The 15,039-nt window shown below is 65.8% G+C and carries 18 protein-coding genes; 12 read left to right on the forward strand and 6 right to left on the reverse strand.

Translation table 11 applies throughout. The annotated features are described in order from the left end of the window. Nucleotides 1-51: 51 nt before the first annotated feature. Complete coding sequence (locus tag B047_RS0114415) at nucleotides 52-1,098, reverse strand: TolC family protein (protein ID WP_018467683.1); 1,047 nt, start codon at nucleotides 1,096-1,098, stop codon at nucleotides 52-54. Next, nucleotides 1,095-2,486, reverse strand: a complete 1,392-nt coding sequence (locus B047_RS16945) for a TolC family protein (RefSeq protein WP_040779965.1) — start codon at nucleotides 2,484-2,486, stop codon at nucleotides 1,095-1,097. Before B047_RS16945 ends, B047_RS0114415 begins: the two co-directional genes overlap by 4 nt. 226 nt (nucleotides 2,487-2,712) lie before the next feature. Between B047_RS16945 and B047_RS0114425 the strand changes: the two genes are divergently transcribed. The 7 genes from B047_RS0114425 (at nucleotide 2,713) to B047_RS0114455 (ending at nucleotide 7,142) form a co-directional block, all read left to right on the forward strand. Beyond that, nucleotides 2,713-3,192: a hypothetical protein gene (locus tag B047_RS0114425; protein ID WP_157205948.1), complete on the forward strand. Its 480-nt coding sequence runs from the start codon at nucleotides 2,713-2,715 to the stop codon at nucleotides 3,190-3,192. A 148-nt stretch (nucleotides 3,193-3,340) separates the two neighbouring features. Beyond that, the gene (locus B047_RS0114430) at nucleotides 3,341-4,018 is read left to right on the forward strand and encodes a response regulator transcription factor (protein ID WP_018467686.1); all 678 of its coding nucleotides are present in this window, start codon (nucleotides 3,341-3,343) and stop codon (nucleotides 4,016-4,018) included. After that, on the forward strand, nucleotides 4,015-5,316 hold the full coding sequence (locus tag B047_RS0114435) for a sensor histidine kinase (protein ID WP_026234929.1): 1,302 nt from the start codon (nucleotides 4,015-4,017) through the stop codon (nucleotides 5,314-5,316). The genes B047_RS0114430 and B047_RS0114435 overlap by 4 nt, the downstream gene beginning before the upstream one ends. A 221-nt stretch (nucleotides 5,317-5,537) precedes the next feature. Then, complete coding sequence (locus B047_RS0114440; protein WP_018467688.1) at nucleotides 5,538-6,209, forward strand: HAD family hydrolase; 672 nt, start codon at nucleotides 5,538-5,540, stop codon at nucleotides 6,207-6,209. An 18-nt stretch (nucleotides 6,210-6,227) separates the two neighbouring features. Next, nucleotides 6,228-6,578 carry a carboxymuconolactone decarboxylase family protein gene (locus tag B047_RS0114445; RefSeq protein ID WP_018467689.1) on the forward strand — a complete coding sequence of 117 codons (351 nt, stop codon included), beginning with the start codon at nucleotides 6,228-6,230 and terminating at the stop codon, nucleotides 6,576-6,578. 75 nt (nucleotides 6,579-6,653) lie between these two features. Then, a complete protein-coding gene (locus B047_RS0114450) occupies nucleotides 6,654-6,830 on the forward strand; it encodes an NUDIX hydrolase (RefSeq protein WP_157205949.1) in 177 nt (58 codons plus the stop codon). 105 nt (nucleotides 6,831-6,935) lie between these two features. Further along, the gene (locus B047_RS0114455) at nucleotides 6,936-7,142 is read left to right on the forward strand and encodes a cold-shock protein (protein ID WP_018467691.1); all 207 of its coding nucleotides are present in this window, start codon (nucleotides 6,936-6,938) and stop codon (nucleotides 7,140-7,142) included. Nucleotides 7,143-7,218: 76 nt separating this feature from the next. On the opposite strand, the gene pfkA is transcribed toward B047_RS0114455, so the two are convergent. Both pfkA and rsmI read right to left on the reverse strand, forming a co-directional pair. After that, nucleotides 7,219-8,187, reverse strand: a complete 969-nt coding sequence (pfkA, locus tag B047_RS0114460; protein ID WP_018467692.1) for a 6-phosphofructokinase — start codon at nucleotides 8,185-8,187, stop codon at nucleotides 7,219-7,221. Between the two features lie 77 nt (nucleotides 8,188-8,264). Next, nucleotides 8,265-9,062: a 16S rRNA (cytidine(1402)-2'-O)-methyltransferase gene (gene rsmI, locus B047_RS0114465; RefSeq protein WP_018467693.1), complete on the reverse strand. Its 798-nt coding sequence runs from the start codon at nucleotides 9,060-9,062 to the stop codon at nucleotides 8,265-8,267. A 293-nt stretch (nucleotides 9,063-9,355) separates the two neighbouring features. On the opposite strand from rsmI, the gene B047_RS0114475 reads away from it, so the two are divergent. The 3 genes from B047_RS0114475 to B047_RS0114485 are packed head-to-tail and all read left to right on the forward strand — an operon-like array spanning nucleotide 9,356 to nucleotide 12,123. Next, the gene (locus B047_RS0114475) at nucleotides 9,356-10,303 is read left to right on the forward strand and encodes a GNAT family N-acetyltransferase (protein WP_018467694.1); all 948 of its coding nucleotides are present in this window, start codon (nucleotides 9,356-9,358) and stop codon (nucleotides 10,301-10,303) included. Then, a complete protein-coding gene (locus B047_RS0114480) occupies nucleotides 10,300-11,277 on the forward strand; it encodes a GNAT family N-acetyltransferase (RefSeq protein WP_245533756.1) in 978 nt (325 codons plus the stop codon). The genes B047_RS0114475 and B047_RS0114480 overlap by 4 nt, the downstream gene beginning before the upstream one ends. A 33-nt stretch (nucleotides 11,278-11,310) precedes the next feature. Further along, a complete protein-coding gene (locus B047_RS0114485; protein WP_018467696.1) occupies nucleotides 11,311-12,123 on the forward strand; it encodes a GNAT family N-acetyltransferase in 813 nt (270 codons plus the stop codon). 57 nt (nucleotides 12,124-12,180) lie between these two features. On the opposite strand, the gene B047_RS0114490 is transcribed toward B047_RS0114485, so the two are convergent. Together B047_RS0114490 and B047_RS0114495 are read right to left on the reverse strand one after the other, a co-directional pair. Then, nucleotides 12,181-12,702, reverse strand: coding sequence for a chromate transporter (locus B047_RS0114490; protein WP_018467697.1), 522 nt, complete (start codon nucleotides 12,700-12,702; stop codon nucleotides 12,181-12,183). Then, nucleotides 12,699-13,238, reverse strand: coding sequence for a chromate transporter (locus tag B047_RS0114495; RefSeq protein ID WP_018467698.1), 540 nt, complete (start codon nucleotides 13,236-13,238; stop codon nucleotides 12,699-12,701). Before B047_RS0114495 ends, B047_RS0114490 begins: the two co-directional genes overlap by 4 nt. A gap of 121 nt (nucleotides 13,239-13,359) precedes the next feature. On the opposite strand from B047_RS0114495, the gene B047_RS0114500 reads away from it, so the two are divergent. Together B047_RS0114500 and B047_RS0114505 are read left to right on the forward strand one after the other, a co-directional pair. Beyond that, a complete protein-coding gene (locus tag B047_RS0114500; RefSeq protein WP_018467699.1) occupies nucleotides 13,360-14,430 on the forward strand; it encodes a C45 family autoproteolytic acyltransferase/hydrolase in 1,071 nt (356 codons plus the stop codon). Nucleotides 14,431-14,491: 61 nt separating this feature from the next. Further along, nucleotides 14,492-14,971, forward strand: coding sequence for a macro domain-containing protein (locus tag B047_RS0114505; protein WP_018467700.1), 480 nt, complete (start codon nucleotides 14,492-14,494; stop codon nucleotides 14,969-14,971). Nucleotides 14,972-15,039: the final 68 nt, after the last annotated feature.

Consider the following 15,039-nt stretch of genomic DNA (forward strand, 5'->3'; position numbering starts at 1 on the left):
CTTTTTGCTGCTTTTGAGCAGTGTACTTGGCCTGATAGCCCCGTTGCTGAGCTAGGGTGTGCTGGCTGCTTTGACCAGGCCAGTAAAGTCCTGGCCTGCTGCTACCGAGAAAGCCGCCAGGGCTTTCCAGTAGCTGTTCTGCGCCTGGGTTAGGCTGTACTGGGCGCTTTTGAGCGAGACCTGATCGGTTTGTAGCTGTAGTGCCGAGATGGTTCCGGCTTTGAGGGCAGCCTGGCTTTGCTCTACGACCTTCTGAGCATTAGCCACCGTAGCCTGGGCGATGGCGATGGCCTTGTAGGCATTCTGGGCGGCCTGATAAGTGTTGTTCAGGCTGGTGAGGGCGTTCTGCTGGGCGATCTGCAGCGAGCGCTGGTTATTGAGCAAGGTGGTCTTGGCCGACTCGAGGTTCACCGCTGGGGTGTAGTCGTTGTCGTATAGCTTGACGTTGAGCTGGGCTAGGTCCACGGCCTGCTGGGCCTGCACCACGCTGGCTAAGCGCGTGAAGAGATCCTTGCTGAGCACGTTGATGTCGGCTTGCAGGGCGGGAGGAGTGGGGGGTGGGGCGATGCTGAGGCTGCCCAGATCGCTCACCCCCAGCAAAGTGGCCAGTTGGGCTGAGAGGATGGGAATTTGGGCTTGGGCGTTGGTGAGTGCCTGCCTCGAGCTGTCGAGGGTGGTTTGGGCGCGGGCTACGTCTAGGGCGGTAGCGTTGCCGGCGGCCTGCCGGGCTTTGGCCACGTCGAGGTTGCGCTGATTGAGGGCGACTTGGGCCTGGTACAGCTCCACGTTTTGCAGGCCCTCATACAGCCCCACGTAGGCATTGACCACGCTTTGCATCACGCTCAGGCGGGTGGCTTCGAGGTTCACCCTAGCCAGCTCGGCATTCTGCTCGGCCTGGGTACGGGCGACAATCAGGGTGCTGGGGTCGGCCTTGAGGGCGTTGAGCTGTAGGAGGGCGTTCTGCAGTGTGGCTTGGGCGCTCTGCAACGAGGGACCCTGAGCATAGGCCTGCTGTAGGGCCTGGACCAGGGAGAGGGAGCTTTGGGCGAGGGCCGGTGAGAAAAGGGCAAGGAAGACGACAAACAGGGTTCGTATCATGGATTGCCTCCGCTAGGGTTGGTGAGGGTGGTGAGGTCGGTGCCAAGGGCGCTGTGCAGGCTGAGCCAGGCCAGGTAGGCCTGGGCGGTGGTGGTCTCGAGGTTGTTCTGGGCTTGTTGGCGACTTACCTGGGCACTCTGCACCTCGAGGGCAGTGCCGGTGCCGGCTTTGAGGCGAGCCTCGGCAGTTTCTAAGTTTTTAGTAGCGCTTTCCAGGGCGCTTTGGGCTAGGCCGACCTTGGCCAGGGCACTCTGGGCTGCCAGGTACTTCTGACGCACGTCCAGCTCTGCTGACTTGCGTGCGCTCTGCAGGGCGAGCTGGGCCAGCTCGAGGGCGGTCTGGGCGCTGTTGATCTGGGCATCGGAGCTGGGCGCGAGGATGGGCAGGGCTAGCGAGAGCCCCAGGCTCCAGCTGCTTGCCGAGGTACCCGTGGACGTAGCGCTGGAGAGGAGGGGGATGGAGGTGCCCAGGCTGGCGGAGCCGCTCTTGAGGTTCAGCCCTGCTGTGACTGAGGTGTTCCCACCTCCGCTGCTTCCTGAGTTGCCGTTGCTGTAGCTGAGGCTGAGGGAGGCGTCGGGCAGCCAGCGGTCGCGCTGGGCGCTGGCCAGGCTGGCCTGGGCATCCTGCAGCCTGGAGAGGGCTGCGAGCACATCGGAGCGGCGGCTCATGGCCTGCTCGATCAGGCTCTCCAGGGGGGTGCTGGGCAGAGAAGGGACGCTGGGGGTGCTGCTTAGGCTGCCTAGGGCCGAAGGGGCTAGGCCCAGGAGGTTGGCGAGGGTCTGGCGGGCGATCTCGAGGTTGCCGCTAGCGCTGGCGGCGTCGAGCCGAGCGCTGTCGAGATCCTGTTGTGCGCTGAGGAAGTCGGTGAAGCTGACTTGGCCAGCCTGATAGCGGGCTTGGGCCACGCGCAGCTGGTTTTCCCGCAGGCGCACAGTGGCCTGGGCCAGAGCTTCGGCCTGCTGGGCCTGGCGCAGGGCGAAGTACTGGGAGGTGAGGTTGATAACCAGGGAGTTGCGATTGTCGCGCCGGGTGAGGGCGGCGCGCTCCAGGGCCCGCTGAGCGCTGGCGAGGCTATCGTAGGCGCTCGACCAGGGCAGTACCGTCATGGAGGCACTGGCTCCCAGGCTGAGACTCTGGCCGGAGGTGGAGGAGGATGTACCCTGACTGCCCCCCAGGCTATAGCTGCTGCTACCCGTCACTTTCAACCCCAATGCGGCTTGGGCTGCCTCCAGCGAACGCATCGCGCTTTCGTATGTCAGTTCAGCATTTTGCCACTCTGCTGTGTGGGGTAGTGCAGCCAGAGCGGCTTCCAGGCTCAGGCTCTGCGCCAAGCCCAAGCCGGACGCACTCCACAGTACCCCCACCAGTCCAATCCATAATCTTCGCATGGCGTTTCTTCTCCTTAATCTCTGGACGCTCATCTGGCTAAAGCTTCGGCACCGGCAGTGTAGTACAGGTGTACAGATTATGTAGACCATGTGAAGACCAACTTCTACACGAAGCCTTCACCAAGGCTACGCATGGCTTCACACATCCTTCGACGTCTCTACACCGAAGGATGGCAACCTCTTGAACCAGGAAGCCATAAGGCTTACCGACACCAAGGAGGTTGTTATGTGGAAGATGTTCTCGACCCTTACAGTTTTGGCCCTCGCTTCGCTCAGTCTGGCCCAGAGCTCACCGTATAACCCTGTCACCGTGGATCCTGGAGCTACCATCAGCGCTCAGGCTGGACAAACCGTTTACGTGCAGCTCAGCCAGTCGCCCGAGGATTGGGGCCTGAGTCAGAGTGTCACCGCCGGTACTGTAGATCGGCTCGATTCGATGGAGTGGTTCAGCGTTTTGAGCGATGGATTGCCTGCAGGCTGGCAGATCCAGCTCGCTAGTGTGAAACCTGTCCTGGTGAGTGAAGATGCGCAGACCCCCAAGATGACCGACCAAAAGAGCGAGATCGTGGAGAGTGCTTTCGTCAACACCTACAGCATCCAGGTTCCAGCGGGTCTTCCTGCGGGTACCTACACCCTCAGCATCAGCGTCGTCAGCAACGTCAACGGTGAAGCCTACTCCTTCCCGCTCACCCTCACTGTTAGCTAAAGCCATACACCTCCCCTGAGCCTCCACAGAGCCCCTGCTGGGGCTCTTTTGTCATCTACACGTGGCCTTCACAATTTCCACCCCCTCCCTTCACTGCTTCGGGCCAAGCTAGGTTGTGATGCCGGATACTGCGGATAAACTGAACCTGATGGCGCTGGTGCTGGTGGTCGAAGACGAGCCCGAGATCGCGGAGATCCTCGAGGGCTACCTGCGCCGCGACGGATACCGTACCGAGCGGGCTGCCGATGGCCGCAGTGCCCTCAACCTCTACCGCGCGGCCAGACCCGACCTGATCCTGCTCGACATCCAGATCCCCGAACTCGACGGCCTCGAGGTGCTACGCCGGGTGCGCTCCGATGGCAACACCCCTGTGATTATGGTCACTGCCCGCGCCGAGGACCTCGACAAGCTCCTGGGGCTGGAGCTGGGAGCCGACGACTACATCACCAAGCCCTTCAGCCCGCGCGAGGTGGTGGCGCGGGTTAAGGCGGTGCTGCGGCGCACCCACTCCTCCGAAGGACCCAAGCCGGTGCTGCGCGCCGGGCCGCTGGAGGTGGACCTCGAGCAGGTGGTGGCGCGGGTGGATGGCGTGAGGCTCGAGCTCACCCCCACCGAGTTCCGCCTGCTGGAGACGCTGGCGCGCTCGCCAGGCCGTGCCTTCAGCCGTGCAGAGCTACTCGAGGCCGCCCACCCCGACTCCGACGCGCTGGAGCGGGTGGTAGACGTGCACATGAAGAACCTGCGCAAGAAGCTGGAAGCCGCCGGAGCCCCCAACCTGCTGGAGACGGTGCGGGGCGTGGGCTACCGGCTGTGGGTGCCAACATGAAGTTGTGGGATCGTATCGAGGTGCGGTTGGCGCTGCTGATGGCGGGGGTGGCCGTGGCGACCAACCTCATCGCCTTTGGCCTCACCGCCTATCAGGGGCAGAAGGAGTTTCGCCACCTCTCGCCCAACATCCGAGCCTTTTTGCAGAACCCCGACACAGCGCCTTTACCCTTTGACCTTTCAAAAGAAATCAACCGGCAGCTCGCTAGCGCCGACCGGGTCATCATCCGGGCGCTGAGCGAGGGAGGGGTTCAGGGGGAGCGGGTGGTGGTGCTGCAGGCTATGGAGGGCGGCAACGTGCTCATCAGCCAGGAGTTCACCCTGCGCCCGGCAGGGGTGGGGGCTGGCTTCCGGCGGGAGGGCGGCTTTATGGAGCGCCTGCAGCGAAGCCTGACCTGGGCCACGCTGGCCTCGGTGGTGCTGGGCATCCTGATGGCCTTCGTCTTCGCCCGCCGCTTGGCCCGCCCGCTGGAGGCCATCTCCCAAGGAGCCAACCGCCTGGCTCAGGGTGAACTGACCGTGCGTATCCCCGCGCCCAAGGGCAACGACGAGGTTGCGCAGCTTGCGCGCAACTTCAACGCCATGGCCGAGTCCTTAGAGCGCCTGGAGAAAGAGCGCAGGGCCATGATCGCCGACATCGCCCACGAACTGCGCACCCCCCTCACCGTGATGCAGGGTCGCCTCGAGGCCATCCAGGACGGGGTGATCCGGTTGGATGAGTCCGAGATCGCCCGCCTGCACAATCAGACCCGGCTGCTTTCGCGCCTGGTCGAGGATTTGCGCACGCTCTCGCTGGTCGATGCCGGTCGGTTGGCCCTCGAGCGCCAGCCCCTGGAGCTGCGCGAGTTGTTGGCCTCGGCGGCCCAGAGCTTCCGCACCCGCGCCGAAGCCCGCCAGGTGCAGCTCGAGCTCGACCTTCCCCACCAGCCCATCCCCCTCAGCGCCGACCCCGACCGCCTGGCGCAGGTGGTGGGCAACCTCCTTACCAACGCCCTCGACCACACCCCCATGCACGGGCGCATCGCGATTTCGGCGGGCCAGGAAGATGGACGGGTTTGGTTCAGCGTGGCCGACACCGGCCCCGGCATCCCCGAAGCGGCCTTGCCCAAGATCTTCGACCGCTTCTACCGCGTTGAGCAAAGCCGCAACCGCCAGACTGGGGGCACCGGCCTTGGCCTGTCCATCGTGCGGGCGCTGGTGGAACTGCACGGCGGACAGGTGAGCGCGAGCAACCGCCCCGAAGGGGGCGCGCTGTTCCGGGTGGAGCTGCCGGTGGGGACAAGAGGTGCTGAGGGCTGAGGGGCCTTGCATCGGTCCTCGACCCTTAGGTCATACCAGATTCGGTCAGTTCGTTCCCATTCGGGAACGAACTGACCCGACCGAAGGGAGTGCTCTAGGATTCAAAAAGATAGCCTCTGAAGGTCTTTGGTTTGGGTGATTATCTTTTTGAATCCGGTATCACTCGCGACGGGCCCATGCTCCCTGAACAAGCCCTGACCCCGGTCGGGTAGGATATTTCCATGAAACGCGCCGTACTCTTCGACGTGGGCGATACCCTCATCCTCGGGCATCCCAAGCTCTGGTTGTGGCCCTTGCTTCAGGAGCGGGGGTTGGCCGAGAAGGCCGATGGCTCGAGGCTCATGGAAGCCGTGATGGCTGCGTATCGGGTCTACAACGAGCGGCACATGCAGGCTACCACCATCGAAGCCGCCCTGCCGGTCTGGGCCGAGTTTCACCGTACCCTGCTCTCAGGCATCGGTTTGGGAGAGCACGCTGGGGAGATCTCGGGCTTCCTGTGCGAGAACTGGCGGAACCCCAAAGTGTGGCCGCTCACGCCGGGGGCCAAGGAGGTGCTGGGCGAGCTGAAGGGGCGAGGCTACAAGCTGGGGGTGGTCTCCAACTGGGACGCGCTGCTGCCGGGGGTGCTCGAGGCCACCGGGCTGGCCCCCTTCTTCGACTTCGTGGCCGCCTCCGCGCTGGTGGGCGCAGCCAAGCCCGACCCCCGCATCTTCCGGGTGGCCCTGGAGGGTCTGGGGGTCGAACCCCACCAGGCGTTGCACGTCGGAGATTCCCCCGACGACCTGGGTGGCGCCGCCGCCGCCGGGGTGGAGGCCCTCCTCTTCGACCCCTACCGCCGTAACCCCGAGGCCCTGCACGAGCTCTCGGGCGTGCTCGAGCGCTTGGAGGCCTGAGGCGTTAAGCTGGAGCGCATGAGCGTTCGCAGAGCCATCTGGGGGGATAAATTCGAGGCCATCGAGCACAGCCTCAGCGAGGTCGACGCCGACCTCTACGGCTACATTCGCGACTTCGCCTACGAGGAGGTGCTCGCTCGCGATGGCCTTGACCTCAAGACCCGCGAACTGCTGGCCATCACCAGCCTCATCGCCCTGGGTTCGCCCAAGGAACTCGCCACCCACCTCGAGGGCGCTTTGCTCAACGGTGCTAGCGAGCGGGAGATCCGCGAAACCATCATCCAGTCGGCCCTCTTCGTGGGCTTTCCCAACGCGCTGGGGGCCATGAAGATGTTCCACGCCCTGCTGCGCAAGCGGAGCGAGGCATGATCATCTGCTCCGACGTGCTGCTCTTCGATCGGCCTGGTGGACGGCTTTTGCTCGGACGCAAGAAGCGCGGGGGAGATGGCCCCGGTGTGGTGCGACCTGCGGACCCTGCCCTACGAACAGATGTGGGACGACGCGCGCTACTGGATGCCCAGGGTGCTCGAGGGCCGCAAGGTGCGCATGCGCTTCGCGTGGCCTGGGCCGAGCACGAGGAATGGCCCTGAATCCCGCGCTGCGCTCGAGCCTCGACGGTGACGCCATATCGCAGCGCGGGATTTGACTTACACCCCCATTCATGCTACTGTTGCGGTGTCCCCAAAAAATCCGGTTGGGTTTTCTAGGGTCGTAAGGAGAAGTTTCATGAACAAAGGCACCGTTAAGTGGTTCAACGCGGAAAAGGGTTACGGCTTCATTGCTCAGGAGGGTGGCCCCGACGTATTCGTTCACTACTCGGCCATTCAGACCGATGGCTTCCGTACCCTCAACGAGGGCGATGCAGTCCAGTTCGAGATCGAGCCGGGCCGCAACGGCAAGGGCCCCCAGGCCAAGAACGTTCGCAAGGCCTAACACCTCGCAAACAACTGCCCCCCGCTTGGCGGGGGGTGTCTCTTTGGTGGCTGCGTCGAGGTCAAGCACAAAGGGCTCAAAGCGCCAGCATCCTCGCCAACTCGTACTTGCGCCGGTTGATGTCCTTGCGCTTTTCGACGGCTTCCTTGAAGGGGGTGAGCCGGATTTCGTCGTTGACCAAGCCAATTCCTACGCCGCTGGCTCCGGATAGCAGCGCCTCCACGCAGGCGGCGCCCAGACGGCTGGCGAGCACGCGGTCGATGGCGGTGGGGCTGCCGCCGCGCTGGATATGGCCCAGGATGGTCACGCGGCCTTCTATGCCCGAGCACAGCTTCACATCGCGGGCCAGGGCCTCGGCTCCGCCTGCGTAGCCGCCCTCGGCCACCACCACGATGGAAGAGCGCTTGCCCTTGCTGGCGGAATCGGCGATCACCTGGGCGCACGCGCTGGCGGAGGTGGGGTCTTCGGGGAGCACGATCACCTCGGCGCCCCCGGCGATGCCGACCTCGAGCGCGATGAACCCGGCGTGCCGCCCCATCACCTCGATGAAGAACACCCGCTCGTGGCTGGCGGCGGTGTCGCGGATGCGGTCGATGGCGTCGAGGGCGGTGTTGACGGCGGTGTCGAAACCGATGGTGTAGTCGGTGCCGTAGAGGTCATTGTCGATGGTGCCCGGCGCACCCACGATGGGGATGCGGTGCTCCTCGGCCAGCTTCCAAGCACCCCGGTAACTGCCGTCGCCGCCGATGCAGACCACCCCGTCGATCCGGGCATCCTTGAGGTTTCGCGCAGCTTTGGCCCGGCCCTCCTCGCTCATGAACTCCTTGCTGCGGGCCGTGAGCAGTATGGTACCGCCACGCTGAAGGGTGTTGGCCACGTCGCGCGGCCCCAGCACGATGAAATCTCCATCGATCATGCCCTGGTAGCCGCGCCGGATGCCCACGATCTCCAGGCCATGCGCCGTGCCGGCTCGCACCACTGCCCGAATGGCCGCATTCATGCCAGGGGCGTCGCCGCCGCTGGTAAACACACCGATTCGCTTCATCATTCAACCTCGCCAGTTTCACGCTCGAGTCCGACGTTCACGCGCTGTCCCAGCACTCCGTCGGCAGGAGGCCGCCTTCAGGCCGGAGCGCCATGAGCCAAAGTATAAGCCTGGTTGCGCGGTATACCAGCCTCGACCAGGGCCTTGACCAGGGCTTTGCCACGCAAACCCTGGGCGCGCAGGCGCTCGAGCAGCTCCTGGGCGTCTGGCGCGGGGGACTCGAGCTCTGCCCTTGGGGCGAGCACCAGCACGAACTCCCCCCTGGGCTCGCCGAAGTGGGCTAGGGCCTCGCCGAGGCTGCCGCGAAAGACCTCCTCGTGTAGCTTGGAGAGCTCGCGGGCTACGGCGACGGGGTGGTCGGGGCCGTAGAGCTGGATCAGCTGCTCGAGGGTCTCCCGTAGACGGTGGGGGGCTTCGTAGAGCACCACCGTGCGGCCCGTGGCGATGCTCTTTAGGCGCTCGCGCCGCTCGGAGGCTTTCTGGGGTAAAAAGCCCTCGAAGGCGAAGCGGGCGGTGGGCAGCCCCGAGGCCACCAGGGCCACGATCAGCGCGGTGGGGCCGGGCAGCACCTCGACCTGCCAACCCGCTTTTAGCCCCAGCGCCACCAGTTCCGCGCCGGGGTCGGAGATGCCGGGAGTCCCGGCGTCGGTGGCGTAGGCCACGTAGCTATAGCCCTCCAGCAGCTCCCTGGCCCGCCTTATGGTGTGCTGGTCGAGCCGCAGGGTGGGCTTGGCGATGCCGTAGTGCCTGAGCAGGAGGCCGGTGCGGCGGGTGTCCTCGCAGGCCACCACCTCGGCCTCCTTGAGCACCCGCAGGGCTCGCAGGGTGATGTCCTCGAGGTTGCCGATGGGGGTGGGAACGAGCACCAGGCGCATGGGATTTAGTGTAAGCCCGCGTCGTGCATCAAACGCAAAGTGCCTCAGCGGGCCTTTGGTGGGGCTTGCATAAAGCACGGGGGGTTATGCTACACTCCTTTGAGTGAGCCACTCCCAAAGGAGGTGACCGCGATGACGATGATCCACTGCATCCTTCTCCAAGCAGCCGTTGACCCCGTCAGCCCGGTTTGCCTCCGCGCCGCTATGTTGGCAACATAGACAGAAGCGATTATCTGTCCGGGGGCACGCCAGAGGCCCCCGGACTTCTCTTTGTTGATGGAGGTGAATTACCTGTGAACATCCGGCCTTTCGACTACAGCGACGCCGACTATGAGCTCTACGTGCGGCTTTCCAACGCCGTGTACCCCGACCAGCCCCGCACCCTGGAGGCCCTTCGCCACTTCGACGCCACCAAGGGCCCCGGTGAGATCGCCCAGACCTTCTTTATCGAGCAAGCTGGCCAGGCGGTGGGCTGGTTCGCCTTCATGACCCCCCGCTTCAACCCGCTGTCGGGGCAACTCGAGGTGGAGTGGGGCTTGCTGCCAGGCCACGAACCCCTGAGCGAGGCGCTGTGGGGGGCGCTCGAGCGCGAGCTCGCCCGCCATCGCCCTGGGGCGCTGGTGACGCGGGTGCGCGAGGACTGGCCCCAGGCCGCCTTCTACATGGCGCGTGGCTTCGAGGTCTACGACCGCATGTGGCCCAGCACCCTCGACCTGGGACGCTTCGATCCCGCTCCCTTCCAACGGCCCCTGCCCGAGTCCATCCGGATTGGCACCTTGGCCGACCTGGACTACCACAGCGAGGCGGTACAGCGGCGCTACTACGCCCTCGTCACCGCCCTGCTGCGCGATGTGCCCTCGGCGCAGCCGGTGGAGCTGTGGCCCTTCGAGCTTTGGCAAGAGCGCTCCATGAAGGACAAGAACCTCATCCCCGAGGCCAATTTCATCGCCTTCGAGGGGGAGGCTATGGTGGGGGTATCGCAGCTGTGGCGCTCGCCGCGCCCGCAGACCCTCCAGACCGGCCTCACCGGGGTGCTGCCCTCGCACCGTCGCCGGGGCATCGCCTTGGCCCTCAAGCTGCGGGCCCTCGAGTACGCCCGGCAGCAGGGCTACCGCTACGTACGCACCAACAACCACCAGGTCAACCGCCCCATGCTCGCCCTCAACGAGGCGCTGGGCTTCGAGAAAGGGCCCGCCCAGCTCCACCTCAAGAAAAGCCTGTTCGTCAAGGAGGAGTTGTGAAGCAACCAATGAAAACGCTCAACCTGACCGTTCGCCCCTTCGAAGAACGCGACTACGCCGCCATCGCCGAGGTCTTCAAGGCGGCCTGGCCCGACGAGGCCTATTCCGAGGCCCGTTTGCGCGAGCACGACGACCACCCGCCCGAGATCAAGTGGGGGCGTTTCGTGGCCGAGCTCGACGGGCGCATGGTGGGCCACGCCGAATACACCCAGTTCGAAGGGATGTACCACCCCCAGAAGTTCGCGGCCTGGGTCACGGTGCGGCCCGAGTTCCGCGGCCAGGGCGTCGGCAAAGCCCTCTATGCCCGGCTGATGGAGGCCCTCGAGCCCCACGACCCGATTTCCATCCTGAGCACGACCCGCGAGGACCAGGCCGCGGCCCTCGCCTGGCTGCAAAAGCTGGGCTACGAGGAGAAGATGCGCTACTGGGAATCGCGCCTCGACGTATCCGCCTTCGACTTTACACCCTGGGCGGGCCGCATCGAGGCCGTGGAGGCCGCGGGCTTCGAGCTCAGGAGCCTGAAGGAGCTCGAGCCCGATCCCCATCACCGGCGCAGGCTGTACGACCTCTGGCTCGAGGCCCGCCTCGACGTGCCTCACCCCGACGCCATGAGTGAGGTGCCTTTCGAGGAGTACTGCAAGTGGGTCTTCGAGAGCCAATACTACCTGCCTGAGGCCCACTTCGTGGCGGTGGAGGGCTCGAGCGGCCGGTACGTGGCGCTGAGTACGCTGTGGAAGACCGACGGCGACTACCTGGCCACCGGCCTGACCGGGACCCGCCGGGCCTATCGGCGCAGGGGGCTGGCGCTGGCCCTCAAGCTCAAGGGCATCCGCTTCGCCAAGGAGTACGGCGCCCGCGAGATCCGCACCGGCAACGAGGTGGGCAACCGGCCCATGCTCGCCATCAACGAGGCGCTGGGCTTCGTCAAGCAGCCCGCCTGGATCGACTTCGTCAAGGTCTTCCGCGAGGGCTAAACGCCCCGGCACCCCCGCCGAGGAGCACCCATCATGCAGCTGCAATCCCTGGGCTACCGCACCGACCTGATGTTCCGCCGCTTCGAGGGGGAGGTGGTGGAGCGCGAGCACTACCTGGTCGTGCGCACCCCCCGCAACCCCGGCTACCGCTGGGGCAACTTCCTGATCTTCGATCGCCCCCCGCAGGCGGGCGACCTCGAGCGCTGGAAGGCGCTCTTCGCCCGCGAGATCGGGACCCCGCCCGCCTACACCCACTTCGCCTTCGGCTGGGACGGCTCGGAGCCGGGCGAGGTGGGGCCTTTCCTCGAGGCTGGCTTCCGCCTGGAGCAAAGCGCGGTGCTCAGCGCCCGCAGGGTGGTCCATCCCCCCAAGCTCAATACGGCCTGCGCGGTGCGCCCCCTGCTCAGCGACGCCGACTGGGAGGAGCGCGTGGAGCTGGCGCTGGCCGTCAATGCCGCTGAGCCCCCCGAGAAGCGCGAGGGAGAGGGCTACCGCGACTTCGTGCTCCGCAAGGTCGAGGAGTACCGCCGCATGGTCGCAGCCGGGCTGGGGCAGTGGTTCGGGGCCTACCTCGAGGGCCGCCTGGCCGCCACGCTGGGCCTGTTCGTGTGGGAGGGGCTGGGGCGCTTCCAGACCGTCGAGACCCACCCTGCTTTTCGCCGCCGGGGCCTGTGCGGCACCCTGGTCTACCACACCGCCCGCATCGGGCTACGCGAGATGGGCGCCCAAACCCTGGTGATGGTGGCCGACCCCGGCTACGTCGCCATCCAGATCTATAAGTCGGTGGGCTTCCGCGTCAGGGAGCCTATGTGGGGGCTCGAGTGGCACCCAAAGGAGGGTGGGTGAGCCTGCGAAGCATGACCCCGGCAATAGGGCTTCGGGGCGGTTACCTCTAGCGTGCGCTCACCGCAGCCAGCTGATCCCCAGACCCAGCGCACCCCCGGCCACCATGACCGCGAGGATGTTGGCGCCTCGGTAAATCAGCCACGTTGCCAGCCCCATCAGCGCGAAGCCCCACAGGCTGTCGATCCCCAGCTGGATGAGCACCAGCAGCATGCTGGCCGAGAGGCCCATGCTCACCGGAACCAGCGCCTTACGCAGGGCCCGGCTCCAGCGGGCGCGGGCCATCCACTCCCAGCCGTGCACCAGCAGGATGGCTCCCATAGCCCCTGGCAGGAACATGCCCAGCGCGGCGGCCACCGCCCCCACCAGCCCGCCCGCGCTGAGGCCGTAGAACACCACCGCCAGCATATTGGGCCCCGGCACGAATTGGCCCATCGCGAAGCCGTCGGCAAACTGCTGGGGCGTGACCCAGCCCTTGGCGATGAGGATGCGGGCCATCTCGGGTAGGTTGGCCATACCCCCCCCGAAGCTCACCAGCCCCAGGCGCAGGAAGGTAAGGAAGACCTCGAGCCCCTCCCTCACTCGGCCTCCCGCCAGTACAACACCACCCCCACCGGCACCGCCAAGAGCAGCACCAGGGGCAGCGACCAGTGCAGCAGGCCATAGGTCACGAACACCGCCAGCGCCAGCAGGATGGCCTTGAGCGAGTCCAGCCCGACCCTGACCTGGCGCAACAGGGTTGCCAGCACCAGGCCGATGGCCGCCGCGGCCACCCCGCTCAGAGCCCCTTCGGCGCTCGAGCCCGGCTGAGCCCCGAAGTGGAAGTAGGCCAGACTCAAGAGCAGCATCAGGCTCGAGCCCGGCAGCAACACCCCCACCAAGGCCACCAACCCGCCCAACACCCCGCCCAGCTTTGCTCCGAGGTGAGCTGCCAGGTTGGCGAAGACCGGCCCCGGCAGCACGCGGCACAGCGCGGTGGTCTCTAGGAACTCCCGCTCGCTCAGCCAGCCCCGTCGCACCACCATAAGCTGGTAGATGTAGGCATTGCCCCCGCCGCCGAAGGCGGTGAGGCCGACGTACAAGAAGGCCGTGAAGAGTTGAGGCAACGGTACGCGCATGTTGGAAGGAGAATACTACGCTCGAATCCATTAATCCCGCCGATTATAGCCTGGAGCACAAAGCATCTATGACCACAGACCATTTCTGCTGAGGGCTGTTAGCCTTTCCAACGGAGACTTCATGAGCCTGCCGTACGTCCGACTTTCCGGTTCGCCCTACGACCAGGGCTTCACCCAGGGCCAGGCCCTGGCCGAGGCCATCGCACACAACCTCGAGGTCTACTTTCGCCGCTTCGAGGTCGAGGGCAAGCTGCTCCCTGCCGAGGCCCGCAGACGCGGGGAGCTTTACCTGGGGGCCATCCGCCGGCAGAGCCCGGCCTATGCCCAGGGTATCGCGGGCATCGCGGCGGGGTCGGGGCAGAGCCTGGTGGACATCGCCACCCTCAACGTGCGCTACGAGATCCTCTACCACCAGTTTGGTCGCGAGGCTCCCGATGGCTGCACGGCCTTCGCCCTGCTGCCCGCCCACAGCGCCGACGGGGCTTTGTGGATGGGCCAGAACTGGGACTGGATTGAAGACGCCAAAGGTGCGCTCCAGCACATCAGTGAGCCCGACGGTACGCGGGTGCTGGCCTTCACCGAGGCCGGGATCTTCGGGGGCAAGATCGGGCTGAACTCACACGGGCTGGGCCTGTGCATCAACGGCTTGGTGGCGGTGGGCGACGACTGGGAAGGCTTGGGCAAGCCCTTCCACCTGCGCACCTACGAGGCGCTGCGCTCGGCCACGCTGGAGGAGGCTGAAGCCAAAGTCACCGCTCCCCCGCGCACCGCCTCGGGCAACTTTCTGCTTGGGCAGGGCGAGGCGGCCATTGACCTCGAGCTTTCCCCCGCTAAGGTGGTGCGCTGGCAGGACGAGCGCCAACTCGTCCACGCCAACCACTTCCTCGACCCCCAGACCCACGGCATCGAGGTGCCGCCCATCGAGTGGCTCGACCGTTCCGGTCACCGCCACCGGCGGCTCGAGGAGCGCCTGCGGCAGGTGGAGAAGCCGGGCCTGGCCGACCTTCAGGAAGCCCTTCGCGACCGTGACGGCGCGCCCTACGCGGTCTGCCGTACCGCCAGCGCGGAAGAATACGCACTGGGTGAGCCTTACCGCACGGTGGTCTCGGTGATCATGAACCTAAGCACCCTCGAGCTGTGGATCTCCGACGGCCCACCCCACGAAAACCCCTACGAGCACTACGTCCTGTAGGAGGGTTTACCGCCAAAGCCGCGGGGCGGCGCTGCCCTTCCAGCTCCTCTACACTCGAGCCATGGCACGCATTCACGTTGCGCAGGGTGACATCACCGACTTCGTGGGGGACGCCATCGTCAACGCGGCCAACAACCACTTGCTCCTCGGCTCCGGGGTGGCGGGGGCCATCGCCCGCAAAGGTGGCCCCCAGATCCAGGAGGAGTGCTACCGCCACGGCAAAATCCGCGTCGGGGAGGCCGCCATCACCGGCGCGGGGCGCCTGTCGGTCCGGCACGTCATCCACGCGGCGGCCATGGGCGACGAGCCTGCCACCCTCCAGACCGTGCGATCCGCCACCCGCCACGCCCTGCGGCTGGCACTCGAGCACGGCCTCAAAACCCTTGCTTTCCCCCTCCTGGGCACCGGTGTCGCCGGCCTCCCCCGCGACGAGGTAATCCGCGTGATGCTCGAGGAACTCCGCGCAGCAGATGAAAGCCTGGAAGTGACCCTCTACGGCTACTCCCAGGCCGACGCCGAGGCGATCCGGGCGCAGCTTTAAGTACCCCACGGGGGGCTTCACATCTGGCTTGGCGCCTACCAAATTTTCCCATCGGCGTGCGGATCAAC

The organism is Calidithermus timidus DSM 17022 (assembly GCF_000373205.1).
GTDB lineage: Bacteria > Deinococcota > Deinococci > Deinococcales > Thermaceae > Calidithermus > Calidithermus timidus.

Coding starts and splice junctions, on each gene's coding strand:
- B047_RS0114415 (WP_018467683.1), bottom strand. CDS start 1,098: ATGATACGAACCCTGTTTGTCGTCTTCCTTGCCCTTTTCTCACCGGCC.
- B047_RS16945 (WP_040779965.1), bottom strand. CDS start 2,486: ATGCGAAGATTATGGATTGGACTGGTGGGGGTACTGTGGAGTGCGTCC.
- B047_RS0114425 (WP_157205948.1), top strand. CDS start 2,713: ATGTGGAAGATGTTCTCGACCCTTACAGTTTTGGCCCTCGCTTCGCTC.
- B047_RS0114430 (WP_018467686.1), top strand. CDS start 3,341: ATGGCGCTGGTGCTGGTGGTCGAAGACGAGCCCGAGATCGCGGAGATC.
- B047_RS0114435 (WP_026234929.1), top strand. CDS start 4,015: ATGAAGTTGTGGGATCGTATCGAGGTGCGGTTGGCGCTGCTGATGGCG.
- B047_RS0114440 (WP_018467688.1), top strand. CDS start 5,538: ATGAAACGCGCCGTACTCTTCGACGTGGGCGATACCCTCATCCTCGGG.
- B047_RS0114445 (WP_018467689.1), top strand. CDS start 6,228: ATGAGCGTTCGCAGAGCCATCTGGGGGGATAAATTCGAGGCCATCGAG.
- B047_RS0114450 (WP_157205949.1), top strand. CDS start 6,654: ATGGCCCCGGTGTGGTGCGACCTGCGGACCCTGCCCTACGAACAGATG.
- B047_RS0114455 (WP_018467691.1), top strand. CDS start 6,936: ATGAACAAAGGCACCGTTAAGTGGTTCAACGCGGAAAAGGGTTACGGC.
- pfkA (WP_018467692.1), bottom strand. CDS start 8,187: ATGAAGCGAATCGGTGTGTTTACCAGCGGCGGCGACGCCCCTGGCATG.
- rsmI (WP_018467693.1), bottom strand. CDS start 9,062: ATGCGCCTGGTGCTCGTTCCCACCCCCATCGGCAACCTCGAGGACATC.
- B047_RS0114485 (WP_018467696.1), top strand. CDS start 11,311: ATGCAGCTGCAATCCCTGGGCTACCGCACCGACCTGATGTTCCGCCGC.
- B047_RS0114495 (WP_018467698.1), bottom strand. CDS start 13,238: ATGCGCGTACCGTTGCCTCAACTCTTCACGGCCTTCTTGTACGTCGGC.
- B047_RS0114500 (WP_018467699.1), top strand. CDS start 13,360: ATGAGCCTGCCGTACGTCCGACTTTCCGGTTCGCCCTACGACCAGGGC.
- B047_RS0114505 (WP_018467700.1), top strand. CDS start 14,492: ATGGCACGCATTCACGTTGCGCAGGGTGACATCACCGACTTCGTGGGG.